General features: G+C 71.4%; 15 protein-coding genes. 4 read left to right on the plus strand and 11 right to left on the minus strand.

The window, feature by feature from the left end; all coding sequences use genetic code 11:
• Positions 1–111 precede the first annotated feature (111 nt).
• Positions 112–1,455, plus strand: coding sequence for a hemolysin family protein (locus tag WMF34_RS22175; protein WP_231864988.1), 1,344 nt, complete (start codon positions 112–114; stop codon positions 1,453–1,455).
• Positions 1,456–1,698: 243 nt separating this feature from the next.
• Here WMF34_RS22175 and WMF34_RS22180 read toward each other — a convergent pair whose 3' ends face one another.
• Entirely contained in the window at positions 1,699–2,904 is a 1,206-nt protein-coding gene (locus tag WMF34_RS22180) for a formin (protein WP_437994475.1), read from the minus strand.
• Between the two features lie 686 nt (positions 2,905–3,590).
• Here WMF34_RS22180 and WMF34_RS22185 point away from each other — a divergent pair.
• Entirely contained in the window at positions 3,591–4,466 is an 876-nt protein-coding gene (locus tag WMF34_RS22185; RefSeq protein WP_437994476.1) for an alpha/beta fold hydrolase, read from the plus strand.
• A gap of 40 nt (positions 4,467–4,506) precedes the next feature.
• Here WMF34_RS22185 and WMF34_RS22190 read toward each other — a convergent pair whose 3' ends face one another.
• The 5 genes from WMF34_RS22190 to WMF34_RS22210 form a co-directional block, all read right to left on the minus strand.
• Entirely contained in the window at positions 4,507–6,873 is a 2,367-nt protein-coding gene (locus WMF34_RS22190) for a Tex family protein (protein WP_012236922.1), read from the minus strand.
• 55 nt (positions 6,874–6,928) lie between these two features.
• Positions 6,929–8,212, minus strand: a complete 1,284-nt coding sequence (hutI, locus tag WMF34_RS22195; protein WP_437994477.1) for an imidazolonepropionase — start codon at positions 8,210–8,212, stop codon at positions 6,929–6,931.
• Complete coding sequence (gene nagZ / locus WMF34_RS22200) at positions 8,209–9,324, minus strand: beta-N-acetylhexosaminidase (RefSeq protein ID WP_012236924.1); 1,116 nt, start codon at positions 9,322–9,324, stop codon at positions 8,209–8,211. Before nagZ ends, hutI begins: the two co-directional genes overlap by 4 nt.
• 136 nt (positions 9,325–9,460) lie before the next feature.
• Positions 9,461–10,474 carry a zinc-dependent alcohol dehydrogenase family protein gene (locus WMF34_RS22205; protein ID WP_012236925.1) on the minus strand — a complete coding sequence of 338 codons (1,014 nt, stop codon included), beginning with the start codon at positions 10,472–10,474 and terminating at the stop codon, positions 9,461–9,463.
• A gap of 51 nt (positions 10,475–10,525) precedes the next feature.
• Entirely contained in the window at positions 10,526–11,521 is a 996-nt protein-coding gene (locus WMF34_RS22210) for a DMT family transporter (RefSeq protein ID WP_437994478.1), read from the minus strand.
• Between the two features lie 146 nt (positions 11,522–11,667).
• On the opposite strand from WMF34_RS22210, the gene WMF34_RS22215 reads away from it, so the two are divergent.
• Both WMF34_RS22215 and WMF34_RS22220 read left to right on the plus strand, forming a co-directional pair.
• Positions 11,668–12,738, plus strand: coding sequence for a CAP domain-containing protein (locus WMF34_RS22215; RefSeq protein WP_437994479.1), 1,071 nt, complete (start codon positions 11,668–11,670; stop codon positions 12,736–12,738).
• Positions 12,735–13,919: a GspE/PulE family protein gene (locus WMF34_RS22220; RefSeq protein WP_012236928.1), complete on the plus strand. Its 1,185-nt coding sequence runs from the start codon at positions 12,735–12,737 to the stop codon at positions 13,917–13,919. The genes WMF34_RS22215 and WMF34_RS22220 overlap by 4 nt, the downstream gene beginning before the upstream one ends.
• A 54-nt stretch (positions 13,920–13,973) precedes the next feature.
• Here the strand turns inward: WMF34_RS22220 and WMF34_RS22225 are convergent, their stop codons facing one another.
• From WMF34_RS22225 to WMF34_RS22245, 5 genes are all read right to left on the minus strand, one after another.
• Positions 13,974–15,365: a GH1 family beta-glucosidase gene (locus WMF34_RS22225; RefSeq protein WP_012236929.1), complete on the minus strand. Its 1,392-nt coding sequence runs from the start codon at positions 15,363–15,365 to the stop codon at positions 13,974–13,976.
• Positions 15,366–15,546: 181 nt separating this feature from the next.
• Positions 15,547–16,605: an ABC transporter ATP-binding protein gene (locus WMF34_RS22230; protein ID WP_012236930.1), complete on the minus strand. Its 1,059-nt coding sequence runs from the start codon at positions 16,603–16,605 to the stop codon at positions 15,547–15,549.
• 2 nt (positions 16,606–16,607) lie between these two features.
• On the minus strand, positions 16,608–17,567 hold the full coding sequence (locus WMF34_RS22235; protein ID WP_012236931.1) for an ABC transporter ATP-binding protein: 960 nt from the start codon (positions 17,565–17,567) through the stop codon (positions 16,608–16,610).
• Positions 17,557–18,513, minus strand: a complete 957-nt coding sequence (locus WMF34_RS22240; RefSeq protein WP_012236932.1) for an ABC transporter permease — start codon at positions 18,511–18,513, stop codon at positions 17,557–17,559. The genes WMF34_RS22235 and WMF34_RS22240 overlap by 11 nt, the downstream gene beginning before the upstream one ends.
• A 21-nt stretch (positions 18,514–18,534) precedes the next feature.
• Entirely contained in the window at positions 18,535–19,512 is a 978-nt protein-coding gene (locus tag WMF34_RS22245; protein WP_012236933.1) for an ABC transporter permease, read from the minus strand.
• Positions 19,513–19,539: the final 27 nt, after the last annotated feature.

Raw genomic sequence — 19,539 nt, forward strand, 5'->3', positions numbered from 1 at the left:
TGTCACTGGCGGCGCTCGGCAGGATCGGTCGAGCTGGGGAGTCCGCCTGCGGGCGAGAGCGGCAAGAACGCGTGGTTCCGTCATCTCCTGAGATTTCGCGTCCCGGTCCGGTTGCGCTCCCCTCGCCTGTTCCGTTACGATTCGTCCGTTAGGAGCCTCTGTTTGAGTCCCGATTTCGTTCCATTGCCAGCGCTCGGCGCTGCAGTTCTCTCCGCTGTACTTGGCTCGCTGTTCGTCGGCGCCGACACCGCACTGACGACGTTGAGCGCGACGAGGCTCGGCGCGCTGATAGAGCAGGCGACGGGCCCCACGAAGGCCGCCTACGAGCGGATTCGTCAGGAAGACGCCAAGCTCCGTTCCCGCTACCTGCTCGGCTGGGTCGTATCGACCAGCCTGACGGCCGCCTGCTTCGACCTCTTCTTCCGGCGGACTGTCCCTGGCGCTGCGCTCTATCTCGGGCTGGCGACCACCATCGTCCTCAGCGGAGCCCTTTACGAGGTCAGCTCCACGCTGGGCCGCAAGCACGCCGATCGCGCCGCATCGATGGCGGTCCGCTTCTTGCGCCCTCTCGAAATCGCGATGCTGCCGCTCGCCGTACCGCTCGGCTGGATCGGCTCCAAGCTGGGGCCGCGGGATGGTGAGCAGCCGTCGGATCCGCGGGTTGCCGAGGCGGAGGTCGAGATCCTCGTCGATGAGGTCGAGCGTTCTGGTCTCTTCGGGCGAGAGCCGGCGGAGATGATCCGGAATGTGCTCGAGTTCGCCGATCTCACGGCGCGGGACGTGATGGTGCCGCGATCCAAGGTCGAGGCCATCGAGATCTCCACTCCGCTGGAGAAGGTGCTGGAGATCGTCACCGAGAGCGGGCACTCGCGGTATCCGGTCTACAAGGATCAGACCGACAACATCGCTGGTCTCCTCTACGCGAAGGATCTGTTCAAGGTCCTCGAGGAGCGCCGGCTCAAGAACACGACGCTCCGGGAGATCACGCGGAGCCCGGCCAATTTCGTCGCCGAGTCGCAGCCCCTCTCTTCGTTGCTCCGGGAGATGAAGAGCCGGAGACAGCACCTCGCCATCGTGGTCGACGAGTTTGGCGGGATGTCGGGGATTGTCACCCTGGAGGACGTGCTCGAGGAGATCGTCGGAGACATCCGGGACGAGCACGACGAGACGGACGACGGCGCCGCCATCCAGGATCTGGGCGACGGCCGCCTGGTCGCCGACGCGGCCGTATCGATGAGCGATCTCTCGGCCTACCTGGGCGCGGAGCTCGATCGGGAGGGCAAATACGATTCGCTCGGCGGGATGCTCACGCAGCACGTGGGCAAGGTGCCCGAGGTCGGCACGGCCGTGAGCAAGTTCGGCCTGCGCTTCATCGTGCGCGACAGCGACGAGCGCCACATCGGCAAGGTCGAGATCGTCCGCCCCCGCGCCATGGGCGCCGGCGGCGCCGCCTAAAGCCCCCGCGCCGATCCCGCGCGCAGAAGGGGCAGCCATCCGCCCGCCCGCCCCTCGGCTCCCCCACACCGCGACGCCAGGCCCCCCAGCGCGCCGCGGTGCTTCCGATCTGCGCCGGCCGAGCGGCGCGCGCCCGCACAGGAGACGGGCCCAGATCGGCGTTTTCGGCGCGGAGGCGTACTCCAGTACGCCGAGCACCGAAAACGTCGAGATGGGCCCGTATCCGAAGCGGGCGCGTGCCGCTCAGCGGGCGAGGGAGAGTTTGCGGAGCTCGTTCGCGAGATCGTCGCCCTCCTTGATGAGGCCAGGCGTCTCTTCGACAGGGTTGTCCTTGTTCCCGTCGAGCGTCTTGCGGATGTCCGCCATCGCGCTGGCGAGCCTGAAGACCATCTGCTCGCTCGTGAGGCCTGCGACGGACTGAGGATCGACCGGGAGGGCCTGCAGATCGCCGCCGACGATGTCGCCCTTCGTCCAGCGGGCGGCCTCCTTCTCGGCGGGCCTCAAGCCCTGCTGCGTGCGCTCGAGGCGGGTCACCGTGTACTTCGCCGGCCAGTCCTTGCCGAACGGGAACGGCGCCTTGTTGGGAACGAGCTCGGCCAGCGTCTTGTCGCCGTCCCGGCGGAAGACCACCGAGAAGTTCACGACCGGCTCCTCCTGCTCCTTCCACGATTTCTCGACGGGAGCCTGCGCGGCCGAGAGGACGTTCTTGAGGCTGTCCTTGGTCTTGTTGAGATCCTGGACCGCCGTGGTGTAGGCGAGGACTTGGCGCATCACCCGCCCCGGGAGGCCGCCGATCTGCTTGCCCTCCAGGTTGGTGGCATCGAACGGGACGTTGATGCCGCCCAGCTCGGCCACGAGCTGCGTGGGGAATTTCTTCCCCTCGAGCGCCGTCCGGCCCGCATCGAGCTTCTCCTTCAGCTCCACCATCTTCTCGTTCGCGGCCTTCACGTCCTTCGCGAGCGCCGCGGCGCCGTCGACCGCGAGCTTGCCGCGATCGCCGCGCTCCTTCGCGCCGCCGATGGCGAAGCCCACGCCGATGCCGACGATCGCCGCGAGGCCGGCGTAGAGCGCCGTCTTCTTCGAGGCCTTCCGCCGCTCCTGCTCGACCTCCTCGCCGACCTCGACCTTGATGGTCTGCGCGGCGGCCGTCGGCTTGGGCGGCGGCGTCTGGATCACAGGGCGCGGCGCCGGCGCGAACGGAGGCAGCGGGATGCCTGGCGAGATCCCGGGCGGGGGCGCGATGCCCCCCACGGAGGGCATCGGCGGCCGCGCGCTCGGATGCGGCGAGGGCACGCCGATCGGGCCCGCGTTCATGTCGGGAGGCGGCCCCGATCCGGGCTGCGGGCCAGGCACGGGAAGGGGGACGGCCGCTCCCGGCGCCCCGCCTATCGCCGTTTTGCCAAGCCGAGCCTTCAGATCGATTTTGCTCTTCTTCTTTTCTTCAGCCATCGGCTCCTCGAGGACGGGATCGCTGCACCACTTCGCGCTGAAAACTCCAGCTCGCCCGAGGGAATCGACCCACCACGGCCCGAACCGGAGCTGCCCCTGCGCGAGCGGCAACAGAAGACGACACGGGCCGGCCTCCAACAGACCGACATGGGAGCGGGGAGGGAAAGATCAGCAACACGACGGGAGCGCCGGGCGAGCGGACAACCCGCCGGGCACGTTAGCGGCGCGCCGCCTGGAATGTCAACGCGATGGCGATCGCAGCGCAGGATGTGTTTCGACGGGCGATCGCCAGGCCACACGGGCCACCCTGCCCCACGGCAGCCCCCGCCGGCCCGCGGCTGCGCCTCGCCGGGTCTGCGCCGGCGTCCCCCGCCCATCCTGCGGGCGACCGCCGGCAGCCTGGCCCTCCGCGGAGGGACCGGGTAGGAAGCAGGGGGTTCATGGTCTCGTTCAAGTTCGGCGGGGGTCGGCCGCCGCGGCTCCGCTCTCCTTCCGGTTCCGGCAGCGGACCGCAGGCGCCGCCAGCTTCATCCACCGGCAACAGACCGCAGGCGCCGCCCGCGGCTTCGTCCGGCGACGGGCGGCAGCCGTCCCCCCCGCCTTCCAGCGGCGGGCGGCAGGCGCCGCCCCCTCCTGCCTCCAGCGGGGGCCGGCGGGGGCCGCCCCCGCGGCGGCCATCGCTCCGGATGGAGACCCGGCGGGTCACGAGCTTCGATGGAACCGACATCACCTACCGCGTGACGCCGCCGCCGTTCGAGGGGGCGAAGACGGTGGTCCTTGTCAACGGGCTGGGCGGGCCGTACCTCGCCTGGCGGGCGCAGGTCGAGTACCTCTCCGACCAGTACCGGTTCATCACGTGGGATTACCGCGGGATGTACGCGTCGAAGCGCCCGTCACCGGACGTTCCGGGCGCCTATGCGGTCGCGAACCATGTCCGCGACCTGGAGGCGATCCTCGCCGTCGAAGGGATCCGGCACGGCGCGCTGATGGGATGGAGCGTGGGCGTCCAGGTGGCGCTGGAGGCGTTCCGCAGGCTCCCGGGGTTCGCCGCGAACCTGGTCCTGCTGAACGGCACCTACCGCCGCCCGCTGGAGACGATGGGGCCGCTGCCGGGGCTCGGGCGGCTGTTTCCGCCGTTCGTGGCGTTCGCGGCGCGCGCTCACACGCTGGCGGCCCGGGTGACGCGCAGCACCGTCGGCCCGCCGGACGCGGTGCTCTGGTTGAAGCGAATGGGGCTGCTCGGCAAGACGCTCGACAGCGAGGCGTTCGCCGAGCTCGTGCAGCCGTTCGGCCGGCTCGACATGGACGCGCTCTTCAGCAACCTCCGCGCGCTGGACGCCCACGACGCCGAGTCCGTGCTGGAGCAGATCGACGTCCCGACGCTGCTCATCACCGGCGATCGCGATGCGTTCACCCCGCGGGCGCTGGCGCAGTCGATGGCGCGCCGCATCCCGATGGCGGAGATCCTCGTGGTCCGCGGCGGGACCCACACCACCGCGGTCGAGTTCCCCGAGCTCGTGTCGCTCCGGATCGAGCGCTTCTTCGCCGAGCACGGGTTCTAGCGCGGCCCGCCTGGCCCGGGGCCAGGCGGGCGCGCGCCGATCACTTCCGGAGCAGATCGGCGAACGGGTTGTTGCGGAAGCCGCCCGACGAGCTCCCCTGCCCCTTCCCTTGCTGCCCCTGGGCCGGCCGGCGGCCGTCGCCGCGATCGTTGCGGCCGCGCGCGTCGCCGCCTGCAGAGGGGCCGCCCGCCTGGGGACGCGCGCCGGCGGGAGCGCCGCCCTTCTTCGCGGTGAGCGAGATGCGCTTGCGCACGAGGTCGATCTCGAGCACACGCACCTTGATCTTCTCGCCCACCTTCGCGACCTCGTTCGGGTCCTTCACGAACCTGTCCGCCAGCTGCGAGACGTGCACGAGGCCGTCCTGGTGGACGCCGATGTCGACGAAGGCGCCGAACGCCGTGACGTTGGTCACCACGCCCTCGAGCTCCATGCCCGGCTTGAGATCCTCCATGGTCCGCACGTCGTCGCGGAACTTCGGCGGCTCGAACGTGGCGCGCGGGTCGCGGCCCGGCTTCTTCAGCTCGCTCAGGATGTCGTTCAGCGTGAACGAGCCGACGTCGCCGGCCTCGTATTTCTTCGGATCGATCCGCGCGATCGCCGCCGTGTCGCCGATGAGCGACCCGACCGGCACGCCGAGATCCGCCGCGATGCGCTCGACGAGGCCGTAGCGCTCCGGGTGCACGGCGCTCGCGTCGAGCGGGTGCTCCCCGCCCCGGACCCGCACGAAGCCCGCGGCCTGCTCGAACGTCCGCGGGCCGACGCCGGGCACGTCGAGCAGCGCCTTGCGGCTCTTGAACGCGCCGTTCAGGTCGCGGTGGGCGACGATCTTCTTCGCGAGGCTCGGGCCGATGCCGGCGACGCGGGCGAGCAGCGGGGCGCTCGCCGTGTTGAGCTCGACGCCGACCAGGTTGACGCAGCTCTCGACGACTTCGTCGAGCTTCCGCGCGAGCAGGCCCTGGTAGACGTCGTGCTGGTACTGGCCGACGCCGATGCTCTTCGGGTCGACCTTCACGAGCTCCGCGAGCGGGTCCTGCAGCCTGCGGGCGATGCTGATCGCGCCGCGCACCGTGAGGTCGAGGTCGGGGAACTCCTCGCGCGCGACCTCGCTCGCCGAGTAGACGCTCGCGCCCGCCTCGCTCACCGGGACGCAGAACAGCTCCTTGAGGCCCTCGGACGCGAGCACGTCCTTCACGAACGCCTCGGTCTCGCGGCCGTGCGTGCCGTTGCCCACGGCGACGGCGCGGAGCGGGTACTTGCGGCAGATGCGGCGCAGGTCCTGGCGCGCGCGCTCGAGCGAGTCGCTGCTCCCGACCAGGTAGATCGTCGTGTGCTCGAGGAGCTTGCCCGTCTCGTCGACGACGGCGCACTTGCAGCCGGTGCGCTGGCCGGGGTCGATGCCGAGCACCGCCTGCGTGCCGAAGGGCGCCGCGAGGAGGAGCTCGCGGAGGTTCTGGGCGAAGACATCGACCGCGGCGCGATCGGCCTGCATCTTGAGGTCGACGCGCACGTCGCTCTGGACCGCGGGGAGCAGGAGCCGCTTCACGGCGTCGTCGGCGGCCTTCGTGAGCTCGCCGGCCCACGGCGATTTCGGCTTCAGCCCCACCGCCGCATGGATCGGCGGGACGAGCGGCTCGGGCGCGAGCTCGATCGAGGCGCGCAGCACGCCCTCGGCCTCGCCGCGGCGGATCGCGAGATAGCGGTGCGACGGGATGTTCGCGACGGGCTCCTCGAAGCTCCCGTACATGTCGAACTTCGTCTGCTTGGCCGCGTGCTCCTCGTTCTTCTGGACCTTGATGACGCCTTCCTTCGCGTAGGCCTCGCGGACGAGCTTGCGCACGTCGGCGTGCTCGGCGATGCGCTCGGCGCAGATGTCGCGCGCGCCGGCGAGGGCGGCCGCCGCGTCGGGGACCTCCTTCTCGGCGCTGACGAACGCGCGGGCCTCCTCCTCGGGGCTGCCGTCGCCCGGCTGCGACCACATGCGATCCGCGAGCGGCTCGAGGCCCCGCTCCTTCGCGATGATGGCGCGCGTGCGGCGCTTCGGCTTGAAGGGGAGATAGAGGTCCTCGAGCTCGGCCTTGGTGCTGCAGGCGCGGATCTTCGAGGCGAGCGCGTCGGTGAGCTTGCCCTGCTTCTGGATCTCCGTGAGCACCGTGGCGCGGCGCTCCTCGAGCTCGATGAGATAGGCGCGGCGCTCCTCGATGGCGCGGATCTGCACCTCGTCGAGCCCGCCGGTCGCTTCCTTGCGGTAACGGGCGATGAACGGCACCGTCGCCCCCTCGGCGAGCAGCTTGGCCACCGCCGAGACCCCCTGGCGCGGGAGGCTCAGCTCCTCGGCCAGGAGCGGGACCGGATCGAACGAGCTGTCCGCGCGGCTCGGGACAGCGACAGGGCTCTGCGTCTCAGTCATGGGCGCGGCATACGCGCAGGGTGCACGCGCGTCCAGGCTTGACTTGCGGTCTGCCTCAGCCCGCCGCCGCGATGACCTCGCCGTCGCGCAGCACGGCCCGCGCGCGCGGCGCGCCCCAGGGCTGCACGATCGCGTTCTCGTGCGGCAGGTCCCACACGGCGAGATCCGCGCGCAGCCCCGGACGGACGGCGCCGCACACGCCGCGTAGGCCGAGCGCGGCCGCCGCCTCGCGCGTCGCGCCCAGGATCGCCTCGACGACCGTGAGCCCGTAGAGCCGCACCGCGAGCGCGAGCGCGAGCGGAAGGCTCTCGGTCGGCGCCGTGCCGGGGTTCGCGTCGCTGCCCACGATCAGCGGGACGCCTGCGGCCCGGAGCGCGGCGACGGGCGGCGGCTCCTGCCGCAGCGTGAAGCTCGCCACGGGCAGCAGCGCGGCGGCGACGCCCGCCCGGGCGAGCGCCGCGATGCCCTCCGGCGCGACGTGCTCGAGGTGATCGGCCGACGCGGCGCCGAGCGCGGCCGCGAGCTCGGCGCCGCCCACGTCCGCGAACTGCCCGACGTGCACGCGCACGCCGAGCCCCAGCGCGCGCGCCCGCTCGAGCACCGGGCGCGCCTCGTCCACCGAGAACGCGCTCCGGTCGATGTACGCGTCGACGTAGCGCGCGAGGCCGGCCGCGGCGATCGCGGGCAGCCAGGAGCGCTCCACCGTGGCGGCATAGGCCGCGCGATCGCCGCCGGCCTCGGGCGGCAGCGCGTGCAGCGCGAGGTACGTCGGAACGACGCGGGGCAAGCGCGCGTCCCTCCCCGCCTCGGCGACCGCCTCGAGCTGCTTGCGCTCCGTCGCCTCGTCGAGGCCGTAGCCGCTCTTGGCCTCGACGGCGGTCACGCCGAGCGCGGCCATCCGGCGGAGGCGGGCGCGGAGCGTGTCCGCGAGGTCGCCGGCGGTCGCGGCGCGCGCCGCGCGCATGCTCGCGACGATGCCGCCGCCGGCCGCGGCGATCGCCTCGTAGTCGCCGCCGGCCATGCGGATCGCGTACTCGGCGTCCCGCGAGCCGATCCAGGGCGCGTGCGTGTGGCAATCGACGAGCCCGGGCGTGACGACCCCCGCGGCATCGATCGCGAGCGGCACGCCGGCCCCGGGCCGCAGGACCTCGCGCCGCGGGCCGACCGCGTCGATCGCGCCGCCTCGCACCACGATCGCGGCGTCCTCGATGACGCCGAGGGGATCGCCGGCCGAGGCGCGGGACGGGTCGCAGGTGACCAGCCGGCGCGCGGTGATGGCGAACGGGCGCTCGGGGTGCTGCGCGGCCTCCGCTCGCGCGGCGCCCGGCGGCGCCGTCACGTCGCCGCCCCCGCGGCGCGCGCGGCGCGCGCCCGCTCGATGTCCTCGATCACCGCCCGGGACGCGGGCCCGCCGGCGATCTCGGCGAACGCCGCGGGCGACGAGACCGGCCGCGGCGGGCACCGCCGGCGCAGGCCCAGGCACCGCGCGGCCGCCTCGGCGCAGCGCTCGCGGAAGCGGGGCTCGCGCTCGGCCTTGCGCACGAGCGCCTCGTGCACGCGATCCTGCAGGTCCTCGCTGTGGCAGACGAGCAGCGCGTCGCAGCCCGCCCAGACCGCCGCGGCGGCGGCCTCCTCGACCGCGTTGTGCGCGGCGATCGCGGCCATCTCGAGATCGTCCGAGAAGAGCACCCCCTCGAAGCCGATCTCGCCGCGCAGGAGGTCGGTGCAGATGGCGCGCGACAGCGTCGCCGGGACGCCCGGATCGAGCGCCTCGACGACGATGTGCGCCGTCATGAGCGACGCGACCCCGGCGCCGCAGGCGGCGCGGAACGGCGGCAGCTCGATCTCGTCGAGGCGGCCGCGCGCGTGCGAGAGGGTCGGGAGCGCGAGGTGGCTGTCGAGCGCCGTGTCGCCGTGCCCCGGGAAGTGCTTGCCGCAGGCGAGCACGCCCTCCTCCTGGAGCCCCTCCAGGAACGCGACGGCGCCCCGCGCGACCGCGCCAGGGTCGCGGCCGAACGCGCGATCGCCGATGATCGGGTTCGCCGGGTTCGAGTCGACGTCGAGCACCGGGGCGAAGTTCAGGTTGATGCCGACGGCCCGGAGCTCGGACGCGACGGCGCGCGCCGCGCGGCGCAGCAGCGGGAGGTCCGCGAGCTCGCCGAGCGAGCGCATCGACGGCAGCGTCAGGAAAGGCGCGGGCAAGCGGGTGACGCGGCCCCCCTCCTGATCGATGCCGATGAAGGGAGGCCGATCTGGCCCGCCCGCCTCGGCGAGCGCCTGGCAGAGCCGCGCCGTGGCGGCCACGTCAGGGACGTTGCGCCGGAACAGGATCGCGCCGCCCCGCCGCCCCTCGGCGAGGGCCTTCAGGTACCGGGCCGGCGGCTCCGCGCCGTCGAAGCCGCCCACGATGAGCTGACCACACAGGACCTCGAGCTCCAGATCGAGCCGCATCGTCCACCACCTCTCGCGCGGCGCAGGCGAGTGGCCGGCCGCGGAATCCGTTCGTAGACGACTCGTAAACGACTTGGGCCGACGAGGCCACTTCCGAGGGATGCCGGAGGGACGCGACGCGCCGCGGCCGGCTCCCTCAGAACCGGATCGCGATCTTCCCGAAGTGTGAACCGCTCGCCATGGACTCGATCGCCTGGCGCACCTCGGCGAAGGGGACCACGCGGTCGACGACCGGCCGGAGCCCGCTCGCCGCGATCGCGCGGTTCATGTCCTCGAACATCGCCCGCGACCCGACGAAGATGCCCTGCGCGGTGATCTGCTTCATCAGGATGGGGAACAGGCCGACGTCCCCCAGCGCGCCGCCCGTGAGCACGCCGATGAGGCTCACGCGGCCGCCGAACCGGACCGCGCGGAGCGAACGGGCGAGCGTGCCCGCGCCGCCCACCTCGATCACGTGATCCACCCCCGCGCCGCCGGTGAACGAGCGCGCGGGCGCGTCCCAGTCGGGGTTCGCGCGGTAGTTGATGGTCTCGGACGCCCCGAGCGACCTGGCGCGCTCGAGCTTCTCGTCGCTGCTCGAGGTGACGATGACGCGGGCGCCCGCGAGCCGGGCGAACTGCAGCGCGAAGATCGAGACGCCGCCCGTGCCCTGCACGAGGACCGTGTCGCCCGCCTTGATGTGGCCCGCCACGAAGAGCGCGTTCCACGCGGTCACCGCGGCGCACGGCAGCGACGCGGCCTCCTCGTCCGTGAGGTGCTGCGGGACCGCGACGACCCCCTCCGCATCGAGCAGCACCCGCTCCGCGGCCACGCCCGGCAGCTCCCCGCCGAGCGCGCCCCGCGCCTTGTCCGCGGAGAGCTCCCCGTCGATCCATCGCTGGTGGAAGATCGGGCTCACGCGATCGCCGACCTTCACCCGCGTCACCCCGTCCCCCACGGCGACGACCTCCCCGACCCCGTCGGAGAGCGGGACGAGCGGCAGCGCGAACTTCGGGTTGTAGAGCCCCTTCGCGACGAGCAGGTCGCGGAAGTTGAGCGACGCCGCCCTCATCTGGAGGACGATCTGCCCAGGCCCCGGCTCAGGATCCGGAAGATCGATCGGGCGGAGCGCGTCGAGACCGAACGAACCCTGGAGAGCGAACGCTTTCATGCAGATCCTCCTTGAGCGGAGATCCGCTATCCCACGCGGGGTGGAGGCCGGTCAACGCGCCGCTCGACGCCCTGGCCCCCGCGCGTCGCGCAGCGCCTGGGAAGCGAGCCAGAGGCCGGCCGCCGTCACGAGCGCCGCCCCGAGCAGCTGGTCCGCCGACGGGCTCTCGCCCAGCCAGGCGGCGGCGAGCACGTGCGACAGGACGACCCCGACGTAACCGATCGCGCCGACGCGCGCCGCGCTGTCGAGCGCGTAGGCGCGCGTCATCGCGAGCTGCGCGAGCCCGCCGGCGAGCCCCGTCCCGATCAGGAGGAGGGCGCCGAGGGCGTCGGGCGTCCGCCAGACCGGGCTCGAGAGCGCGACCATCGCGGCGCTCGCCACGAGCGAGAAATGCAGCGCGATCGCCTCGGGGCTCGCGCGCTCCCCGCCTGCGCCGATCCTGCGCAGCCAGATCATGGCGAACGCGGAGAAGACGGCGCCGAGCGTGGCGATGAGCGCGATCTCGCCCGCGATCGCAAGCCTCGGCGCGGCGACCAGCCCGACGCCGGCGAAGGCGAGCAGGGTCGCGAGCCAGAGGCGCGGGCTCGTCCGCTCGCCGAGCAGCCGGGGCGCGAGGAGCGCGACGAAGATCGGGCTCGTCGCGCCGAGCGTGACCGCGTCGCCGAGCGCGATCTGCGGCGTGCCGAGCGTGTAGAAGCCGCAGAGCATCGCCCCGGTGCCGCAGAGCGAGCGCGCCCACGCGAGCCGCCGGTCGCCCCTGCCCACGGAGAGCGGCGCACGGCGGACGAGAGCGACGCCGAGCGCGGTGGCCGCGCCCACCAGCGTGCGCGACGCCGCCACCTCGGGCCACGGGGCGTGCTCCGAAGAGAGCCGCGCGAGGACGTTCATCGCGGCGAAGAGCGATTGGGCCAGGAGCATCCACAGGACGCCCGCGGTCGGGTGCGCCGCGCGCCCCTCGCGCTCCGCGGCGAGGACGATCGCGGAGGCCCCGGGCGGGTGCGCGGCGACCGCGCCCTGCGACGATGACGACGTGCTCACGTAGCGCATCGATTACCACCTCGACCTCGCCGCCGTACACGCCGCCGTGCGCCCGAAGGCGTCGGCGCTCCCGGGTGCGCGCGCGACATCGAAGCGCTACGGTCGCAACGATGCGCGCGATCATCGGAGCCACGAGGAGAAGCAGGACAGGAGCGATGGATGGTCAGCGGGAGCGCCGGTCCGGGGCGCGCTGGCTCGGGCTCGTCGCCGCGGGCGCCCACGCGCTCGCGTGCGGCGCGAGCGGCGCGAACGAGCCGGCGGAGGAGCCGTCCGGGGGCAAGGCCAGAGGCGAGGCGGCGGAGGAGAGCGCGCGCCCCTCGGAGGGCAAGGCCGCCGGCGTGGAGGCCGGCCGCGAGGCCCACGGCGCCCAGGCCCCGCCCGCGCCGGGCCAGCCGATGACCCGCGCGGAGGCGGCGCGGTACGTGCTCGGCCTCGTCAACCGCGATCGCGCGGCGCACAAGCTGCCGCCCGTCCGGTGGGACGAGACCGCGGCGCGCGCGGGGCGGCGGCACGCCGAGGACATGGTCCGGATCGGCTTCACCGGCCACTGGGGCAGCGACGGCTCGGTCCCGGAGGAGCGCTACACGGCCGCGGGCGGCGACGGGTTCCCGATGGAGAACGCCGGTTGCTTCGCCGACGCGATCCCCCGCGAGCTCGATCCGGATCCGCGCTTCTCCGCGGAGAGCCTCGAGCGCGTGCACCAGGCCTTCATGAACGAGAGGCCCCCGGCCGACGGGCACCGGCGCAACGTGCTCACAGCGTCGCACACGTCGCTCGGGGTCGGGCTGGCCAAGGCGAAGGGGTTCGACATCGCCTGCGTGGCGCAGGAGTTCGTCGACGACTACGGGACGTACCAGCCGCTGCCCAGGCGGGCGAAGATCGGCGAGCGGATCCGGGTGAGCGGCGAGATCGCCGCGCCGGCGAAGATCGCGGGCGTCGGGCTCTCGCGGGTCGAGCCGGGGAGGCCGATCAAGCCGGAGAAGCTGCTCAAGATGGGCGGATACCCGATCCCGCCCCCCTACGCGACGTTCTTCCCGAAGGGCTTCAAGACGCCTATTCCTCTCCAGGTGACCGGCAATCGATTCGACATCCAGGTCCCGCTGGACGACCGCGGGCGGCCCGGGCTCTACGGCGTCAGCGTCTGGGCCACGTTCCCCCCCTCGGACGAGCTGAAGATGGTCTCGCTCCGCACGATCGACGTCGTCGGCAAGGGAGGCGCGCGATGAGCCAGAGCCGCCCCCCCACGGCGTCCGAGGAGCTCGACGCGGTCAAGGTGCTCGATCACCTCGTCCGCCGCGCTGTCTCGATGGGCGCGAGCGACATCCACGTCGAGCCGAAGCGCGACGGCATCCGCGTGCGCTACCGCGTCGACGGCGTGATGGTGGCGCAAGGGCAGATCCCGATCGAGATCGCGCCGTCGCTCACCTCGCGCGTGAAGGTGCTCGCGCGGATGGACATGACCGAGCGGCGCCTGCCGCAGGACGGCCAGTTCAGCCTCGAGCTCCACGGCCACCCGCTCATCCACCTGCGCGCCTCGACGTTCCCCGCGATCCACGGCGAGACGCTCGTGCTGCGCGTGCTGCTGAGCCACCAGCTGATCCCGCTCGACAAGCTCGGGCTCGCCGAGGGGGACCTGCCGCGGCTCGAGCGGCTCGCCGACCGGCCTTCGGGGCTGATCGTCGTGTGCGGGCCGACCGGATCCGGCAAGACCTCGACGCTCTACTCGCTGATCAAGGTCATGAAGACGAGCGAGCTCAGCATCGTCACGCTGGAAGATCCGATCGAGGTCGAGTTCGCCGACATCACGCAGGGGCAGACCAACCCGAGGCAGGGCTTCACGTTCGCGACGGGCCTGCGCGCGATCCTCCGGCAGGACCCGGACGTGATCATGGTGGGCGAGATGCGCGATCCCGAGACGGCGCAGATCGCGCTGCAGGCGAGCCTCACGGGGCACCTCGTGCTGTCGACGCTGCACACCTCCGACGCGGTGGACACGGTCGCGCGCCTCGTCGACCTCGGCGCGGAGTCGTGGATCGTGGCGAACGCCCTGCTCGCCGTGGTCGCGCAGCGGCTCGTGCGCAAGCTCTGCGAGGAGTGCGCGGAGACGTACGAGCTCGAGACCGCCGTGACGGGCGAAGAGGACAAGGTCCTCATCGAGAAGGGCGCCGAGCTGAAGCGCAGCGTCGGGTGCCAGACATGCCACATGACGGGCTACCGGGGGCGCATGGGCCTGTTCGAGATGCTCGAGCTCGACGACGACCTGCGGGATCTCGTGAAGGCGCGGGCGGGGAAGCGCGCGTACCGGGACGCCGCGCGCAAGGTAGGGCTCGTGCCGCTCCGCGAGGCCGGGCTCGCCAAGGTGAAGGAGGGGCTCACCTCCCTGGACGAGGTGCTCCGCGTGACGTGACGGTCTCGGCCAGACGCGCCGCGGTTCGCCCTGCGATCCGCGGCGCGCCGCCGGTCAGGTCGCCTGCGAGGAGCCGTCGTCGACCGCGTTGGCGGCGATGACGCCCTTGTACCAGAGCGCGCTGTCCTTCGGGATGCGCCGCTGCGTCTCGTAGTCCACCCAGACGATGCCGAACCGCTGCGAATAGCCGCGATCCCACTCGTAGTTGTCCATCAGCGACCACACGAAGTACCCCGCGAGCGGCGCCCCCGCGTCCATCGCGCGCCGCGCGGCGACGAAGTGATCGCGCAGGAACTGAAGCCGCCGCGTGTCCGGGATGCGGCCGTCCTTGTCCGGCTCGGTCGAGTAAGCCGCGCCGTTCTCCGTCACGTAGAGCTTCGGCACGCCGTACTCCACGTGCAGCCGGAGGAGCAGCCGCCGCAGCCCTTCCGGGTAGACCTCCCACTGCATCTCCGTCTGCTCGGAGAGGGGCGCGACGTGCACCGTCCTCGGCAGGTTCTGCTCCTCGGGCACCTTGCTGCTCCGCAGGACCGCCCGCGAGTAGTAGTTGAGGCCGAGGAAGTCGCACTGCGTGGCGATGATGTCGAGATCGCCCGGCTTGCACACGGTCAGCCCCTCCGGCGGGAGGTGGCCCAGCGCGATGTAGTCCTCGATCATGTCCGCCGGGTAACGCCGGCCGTACAGCGGATCGAGGAACCAGCGGTTGAAATACCCGTCGTAGTGGCGGCACGCGTCGTAGTCGGCGGCGCTGGGGGACGCGGGCATCGCGTAGTTCATGTTCAGCGTGATGCCCACCTCGGCGCCCGGGCAGTTCTGGCGCACCACGGGCACGGCGAGGCCGTGGGAGAGCAAGAGGTGGTGGCTCACCGCCAGCGCCTTCTTGAAATCGCGCATGCCCGGCGCGTGGATCCCCTTCTCGTAGCTGAGGAACGCCGTGCACCACGGCTCGTTGTGCGTGATCCACTTCTTCACGCGATCGCCGAGCTTCCGCGAGATGACGTCGGTGAACTCCACGAACGCGTCCGCCGTCGAGCGGTGCTGCCAGCCCCCGACCTGGTCCTGGAGCACCTGCGGCAGGTCCCAGTGGAAGAGCGTCGCGTACGGCTCGATCCCGGCCGCGAGGAGGCCGTCCACGAGCCGGCTGTAGAAGTCGAGCCCCTTCTGGTTCACCGCGCCCCGGCCGTTCGGGAGGATGCGCGGCCACGCGATCGAGAACCTGTAGGCCATCATGCCCAGGCTCTTCATCAGCGCGATGTCCTCAGGCCACCGGTGGTAGTGGTCGCACGCGACGTCGCCGTTGGTCCCGTCGACGATCTGACCGGGCGTCTTCGCGAAGCGATCCCAGATGGACTCGCTGCGGCCGTCCTCGTTCGTAGCCCCCTCGATCTGATAGGAGGACGTCGCGGTCCCCCAGACGAAATTGTCGGGAAATCTCAGAGACGGCATGTCTATCTGTGGTTCTCCTTAGAGCGGTTTTCAGCTGAGCCTGGTACGAGCGTCGCAGAGCGGCGGTCACCCGCACAGGAGACGGGCCCAGATCGGCGTTTTCGGCGCAGAAGCGCACTCCTGTGCGCTGAGCACCGAAAACGTCGAGATGGGCCCGTCTCCGAAGCGGGTGACCGCCGCTCTAGAGAGGTCCGGCCTCGACGGAGGCGGGCACCGTGCGATCGTAGAGCGCGGAGGGCGCGATGACGGAGCCGGGCGCGTAGAGATGGCAGCGGACCCAGTGCCCCGACCCGACGTCGACGGCCCCCGGCATCTGCTCCCGGCACGTGTTCATCACGCTCGGGCAGCGGTCCGCGAAGGGGCAGCCCGGCGGCGGGTTGATGAGCTTCGGCGCCCCGGAGCGGGCGGGGAGATCGCCGCGGATCGAGCCGTTCGGATCCGGAACCGCCGAGAGCAGGAGCTTCGTGTACGGGTGCGCGGGCTGCTGCATCAGCTCCTCGCTCGGCGCGCCCTCCACGATGTGGCCTGCGTACATCACCATCGTGCGATCCGCGACGTAGCGCGCGCTCGCGATGTCGTGCGTGATGTAGAGGTAGGAGATGCCGCGCTCCTCCTTGAGCTTCTCCATCAGGTTCAGGACGCCCATGCGGATCGAGACGTCGAGCATCGAGATCGGCTCGTCCGCGAGGATCACGCTGGGATCCACCGCGAGGGCGCGGGCGATCGCCACGCGCTGCCGCTGACCGCCCGACAGCTGGTACGGGTACTTGAGCGCGACCTCCGCGGGCGGGTTCAGATCGACCGTCTTGAGGAGCGCGTGCACCTTCTCCTTGAGGATCGCCGGGGTGGGCGCCTTGTTGTGGAGCAGGAGCGGCCGCTCGAGGTGGTAGCCGATCGTGTGCACCGGGTTGAGCGAGCCGAACGGATCCTGGAAGATCATCTGCACCTGCCCGCGGTAAGCGAGCGAGGCGCGGGTCGGCTCCTCCTTCAGCACGTCGCGACCCTTGAACAGGATCTGCCCGCTGCTCGGCGGCATCAGCCGCGCGAGGAGCCGTGCGATCGTGCTCTTGCCGCTGCCCGACTCGCCGACAAGCGCGATGACCTCACGCTCTGCCAGCGAGAACGATGCGTCGTGCAGCGCCCGGAGCTGCTGCGATCGCAGCCCGCCGCCGACAGGGAAGTACTTCCCCAGGCGCACCACGTCGAGGACAGGCGAGACAGAAGGTTGCGTCATCGTCATCGTCAGTAGAGGTGGCAAGCGCCGCGGTGCTCGGGCGCGATTTCACGAAGGACGGGCAGCTCGTTCTGGCAGGTCGCGAAGGCCTGCGGACACCGGGGGTGGAAGCGGCAGCCGGCGGGCGGGTTGCGCATGTCGGGCGGCGAGCCCGGGATGCCCTGCAGCTTGCGGCGCGGCCCACGGACCGAGGGGAACGACCCGAGGAGCCCCTGCGTGTACGGGTGCTTCGGATCGCTGAAGAGGTCCTTGGCGCGGGCGGTCTCCGCGAGCTTGCCGGCGTAGAGGATGGCGATGCGCGTGGAGAACTCGGCGATGAGCGAGAGGTCGTGCGTGATGAAGAGGATCGAGAAGCCGAGGCGCTCCTTGAGCTCGGCGATCTGCTGCAGGATCTCCCGCTGCACGACCACGTCGAGCGCCGTCGTGGGCTCATCCATGATGAGGAACGGCGGCTTGAGCGCCATCGCGATCGCGATCACCACGCGCTGCCGCATGCCGCCCGACAGCTGGTGCGGGTAGCTGTTGAGGCGCGACGAGTCGATGTTCACGAGCTTGAGCAGCGCGGCCGCGCGCTCCATCGCCTGAGCGGGCGTCACGCCGTCGTGCGCGATGATCGGATCGGAGATCTGCTCGCCGATCGTCAGCACCGGGTTGAGCGCGGTCATCGCGCTCTGGAACACCAGCGCCATCTTCCGCCAGCGGAAGGCGCGGAGCTGCTCCTCGTTCATCGCCAGGACGTCCTGCCCGGCGAAGTACACGTGCCCGCCCGTGATGACCGCCGGCGGGCGGAGCAGCCGCATGATGGCCATCGCCACCGTCGACTTGCCGCTCCCCGACTCGCCCGCGAGGCCGAGCACCTCGCCCGGGGCGATGTCGAAGGAGACGTTGTCGACCGCACACACCGGACCCGTCGGGGTGATGAACTCGACCCGGAGATCCTGAACCGAGAGAAGCGGACTAGGCGCCATGAGTCCTCACCACCGGCGTTGACGAACCCGCCGTGACCTTGCGGCTCCTGAGGAGACGCGACCAGGCTCCCTCCGAGCGGAGCCGCGGATTCGAGATCTCGTCGATCGCGTAATTGATGAGCGTGAGCGCGAACCCGACCAGCGCGACACACACGCCGGTGGGGACAATGGTCCACCAGGCGCCCGTGAGGAGCGCGGCGTTGTTGCTCGCCCAGTAGAGGTTCGTGCCCCAGGTGACGGCGCTCAGGTCGCCCAGCCCGAGGAACTCGAGGCCGACCTGGGCGCCGATCGCGTAAACCGTCGCGCCGATGAAGCCGGACATGAGGAGCGACGTCATGTTCGGCAGGATCTCCACGAAGATGATGCGCGCGCTGCTCTCGCCGCTCACGAGGGCCGCGGACACGAAGTCCTTGTCGCGCAGCGCGAGCACCTGCGAGCGGAGCACACGCGCGTTCCACGCCCAGCCCGTGAGGACGAGGACGAACAGGATCGTCATCGGCCCGGCCGGCAGGTAGGCCGCGATGACCACGGCCATCGGCAGGCCAGGGATGATCAGGAACACGTTCGTGAGCAGCGAAAGGACGCTGTCGATCCAGCCGCCGAAGTAGCCCCCGGCCATGCCGATCGCCGCGCCGATCGCGATCACCGCGAAGCCCGTGGCGAAGCCGACGGCCAGCGAGGTCCGCGCGCCGACGATCGTCTGCGCGAGCACGTCCTGCCCCTGGCCGTTCGTGCCGAACAGGTGCTCGGCGGAGGGAGCCTCGTGCGGCATGCCCACGAACGCGTGCGGATCTTGCCCCACCATCGAGGGGCCCAGCAGCGAGAGGAGCAGGAAGAAGAGCACGATGAGCGTGCCCACCATCGCCTTGCGATTCGAGAGGAGCAGGCGGAGCCACCCCGCCGCACGGGAGCCGCCGCCCCCGCTGTTGCCTTGTTGCGCAGCCATCGCTTCTCCTGGACCCAGCCGTCAGCGCCCGCGGGCGCGGGGATCAAGAAACACGTAGATCACGTCGACCAGGAAGTTCGCTCCCAGCACGGCGAACGTGATGGTGAGGAAGATCCCCTGCATGAGCGGGTAATCCTGGTTTCGAACCGCCTGGATGAGCAGATAGCCTTGCCCCGGATACGAGAAGACGATCTCGGTGAGCAGCGAGCCGGCGAGCACGAAGCCGAGCGCCATGCCGAAGCCGGTGACGTTGGGCAGGAGCGCGTTCCTCGCGGCGTAGGTGAACATGACCCGCCACTGCGAGAGCCCCTTGGCCTGGGCCATCGTGATGTACTCCTCGGACAGCACGGTGACCATCGCGCTGCGCATGCCGAGCATCCAGCCGCCGATGGTGGCGATGACGATCGACAGGGCGGGCAGGATCATGTGCGAGAGCACGCTCCCGATGAACTCCAGGCTCCACTCGGGCGAGAGCGTGTCGCTGTAGGCGTGGCGCAGCGGGAAGGCCCCGAGCACGAACCCGAGGAGGTAGAGCGACACCATCGCGAGCCAGAAGTACGGGAACGCGCCGAGGAACATCAGGACCGGCGGCATGACCGAGTCGAGCCAGCCGCCCCGCTTCCACGTCGCGATGATCCCGAGCAGCGTCCCCAGGCCGAAGCTGACGATCACGGCGGCACCCGACAGGAGCAGCGTCCAGCCGAGCCCCGTCGCGATGACCTCCGTCACCTTCGCCGGGAAGTGCGCCACCGAGGTGCCGAGATCGCCGACCAGGATGTGGCTCAGGTAGGTGAAGTACTGCTTGTAGAGCGGCTCATCCGTGAACCCGAACGCCTTCCGCAGCGCCTCGATCGCCTCCGGCTGCAGCTGCCCCCGGAAGCGCACGAACATGGCCGAGGCTGGATCGCCCGGCATGGCGCGCGGAATGAGGAAGTTCAGGGTGAGCGAGGCCCACGCCGCGATGAAGTACAAGCCCAGCTGTCGCAGAAGGTAACGCACAGAAGCTCTCTCTTTTAACCTGCGCTC

The organism is Sorangium sp. So ce145 (assembly GCF_051525985.1).
Taxonomy (GTDB): Bacteria; Myxococcota_A; Polyangia; order Polyangiales; family Polyangiaceae; genus Sorangium; species Sorangium cellulosum_B.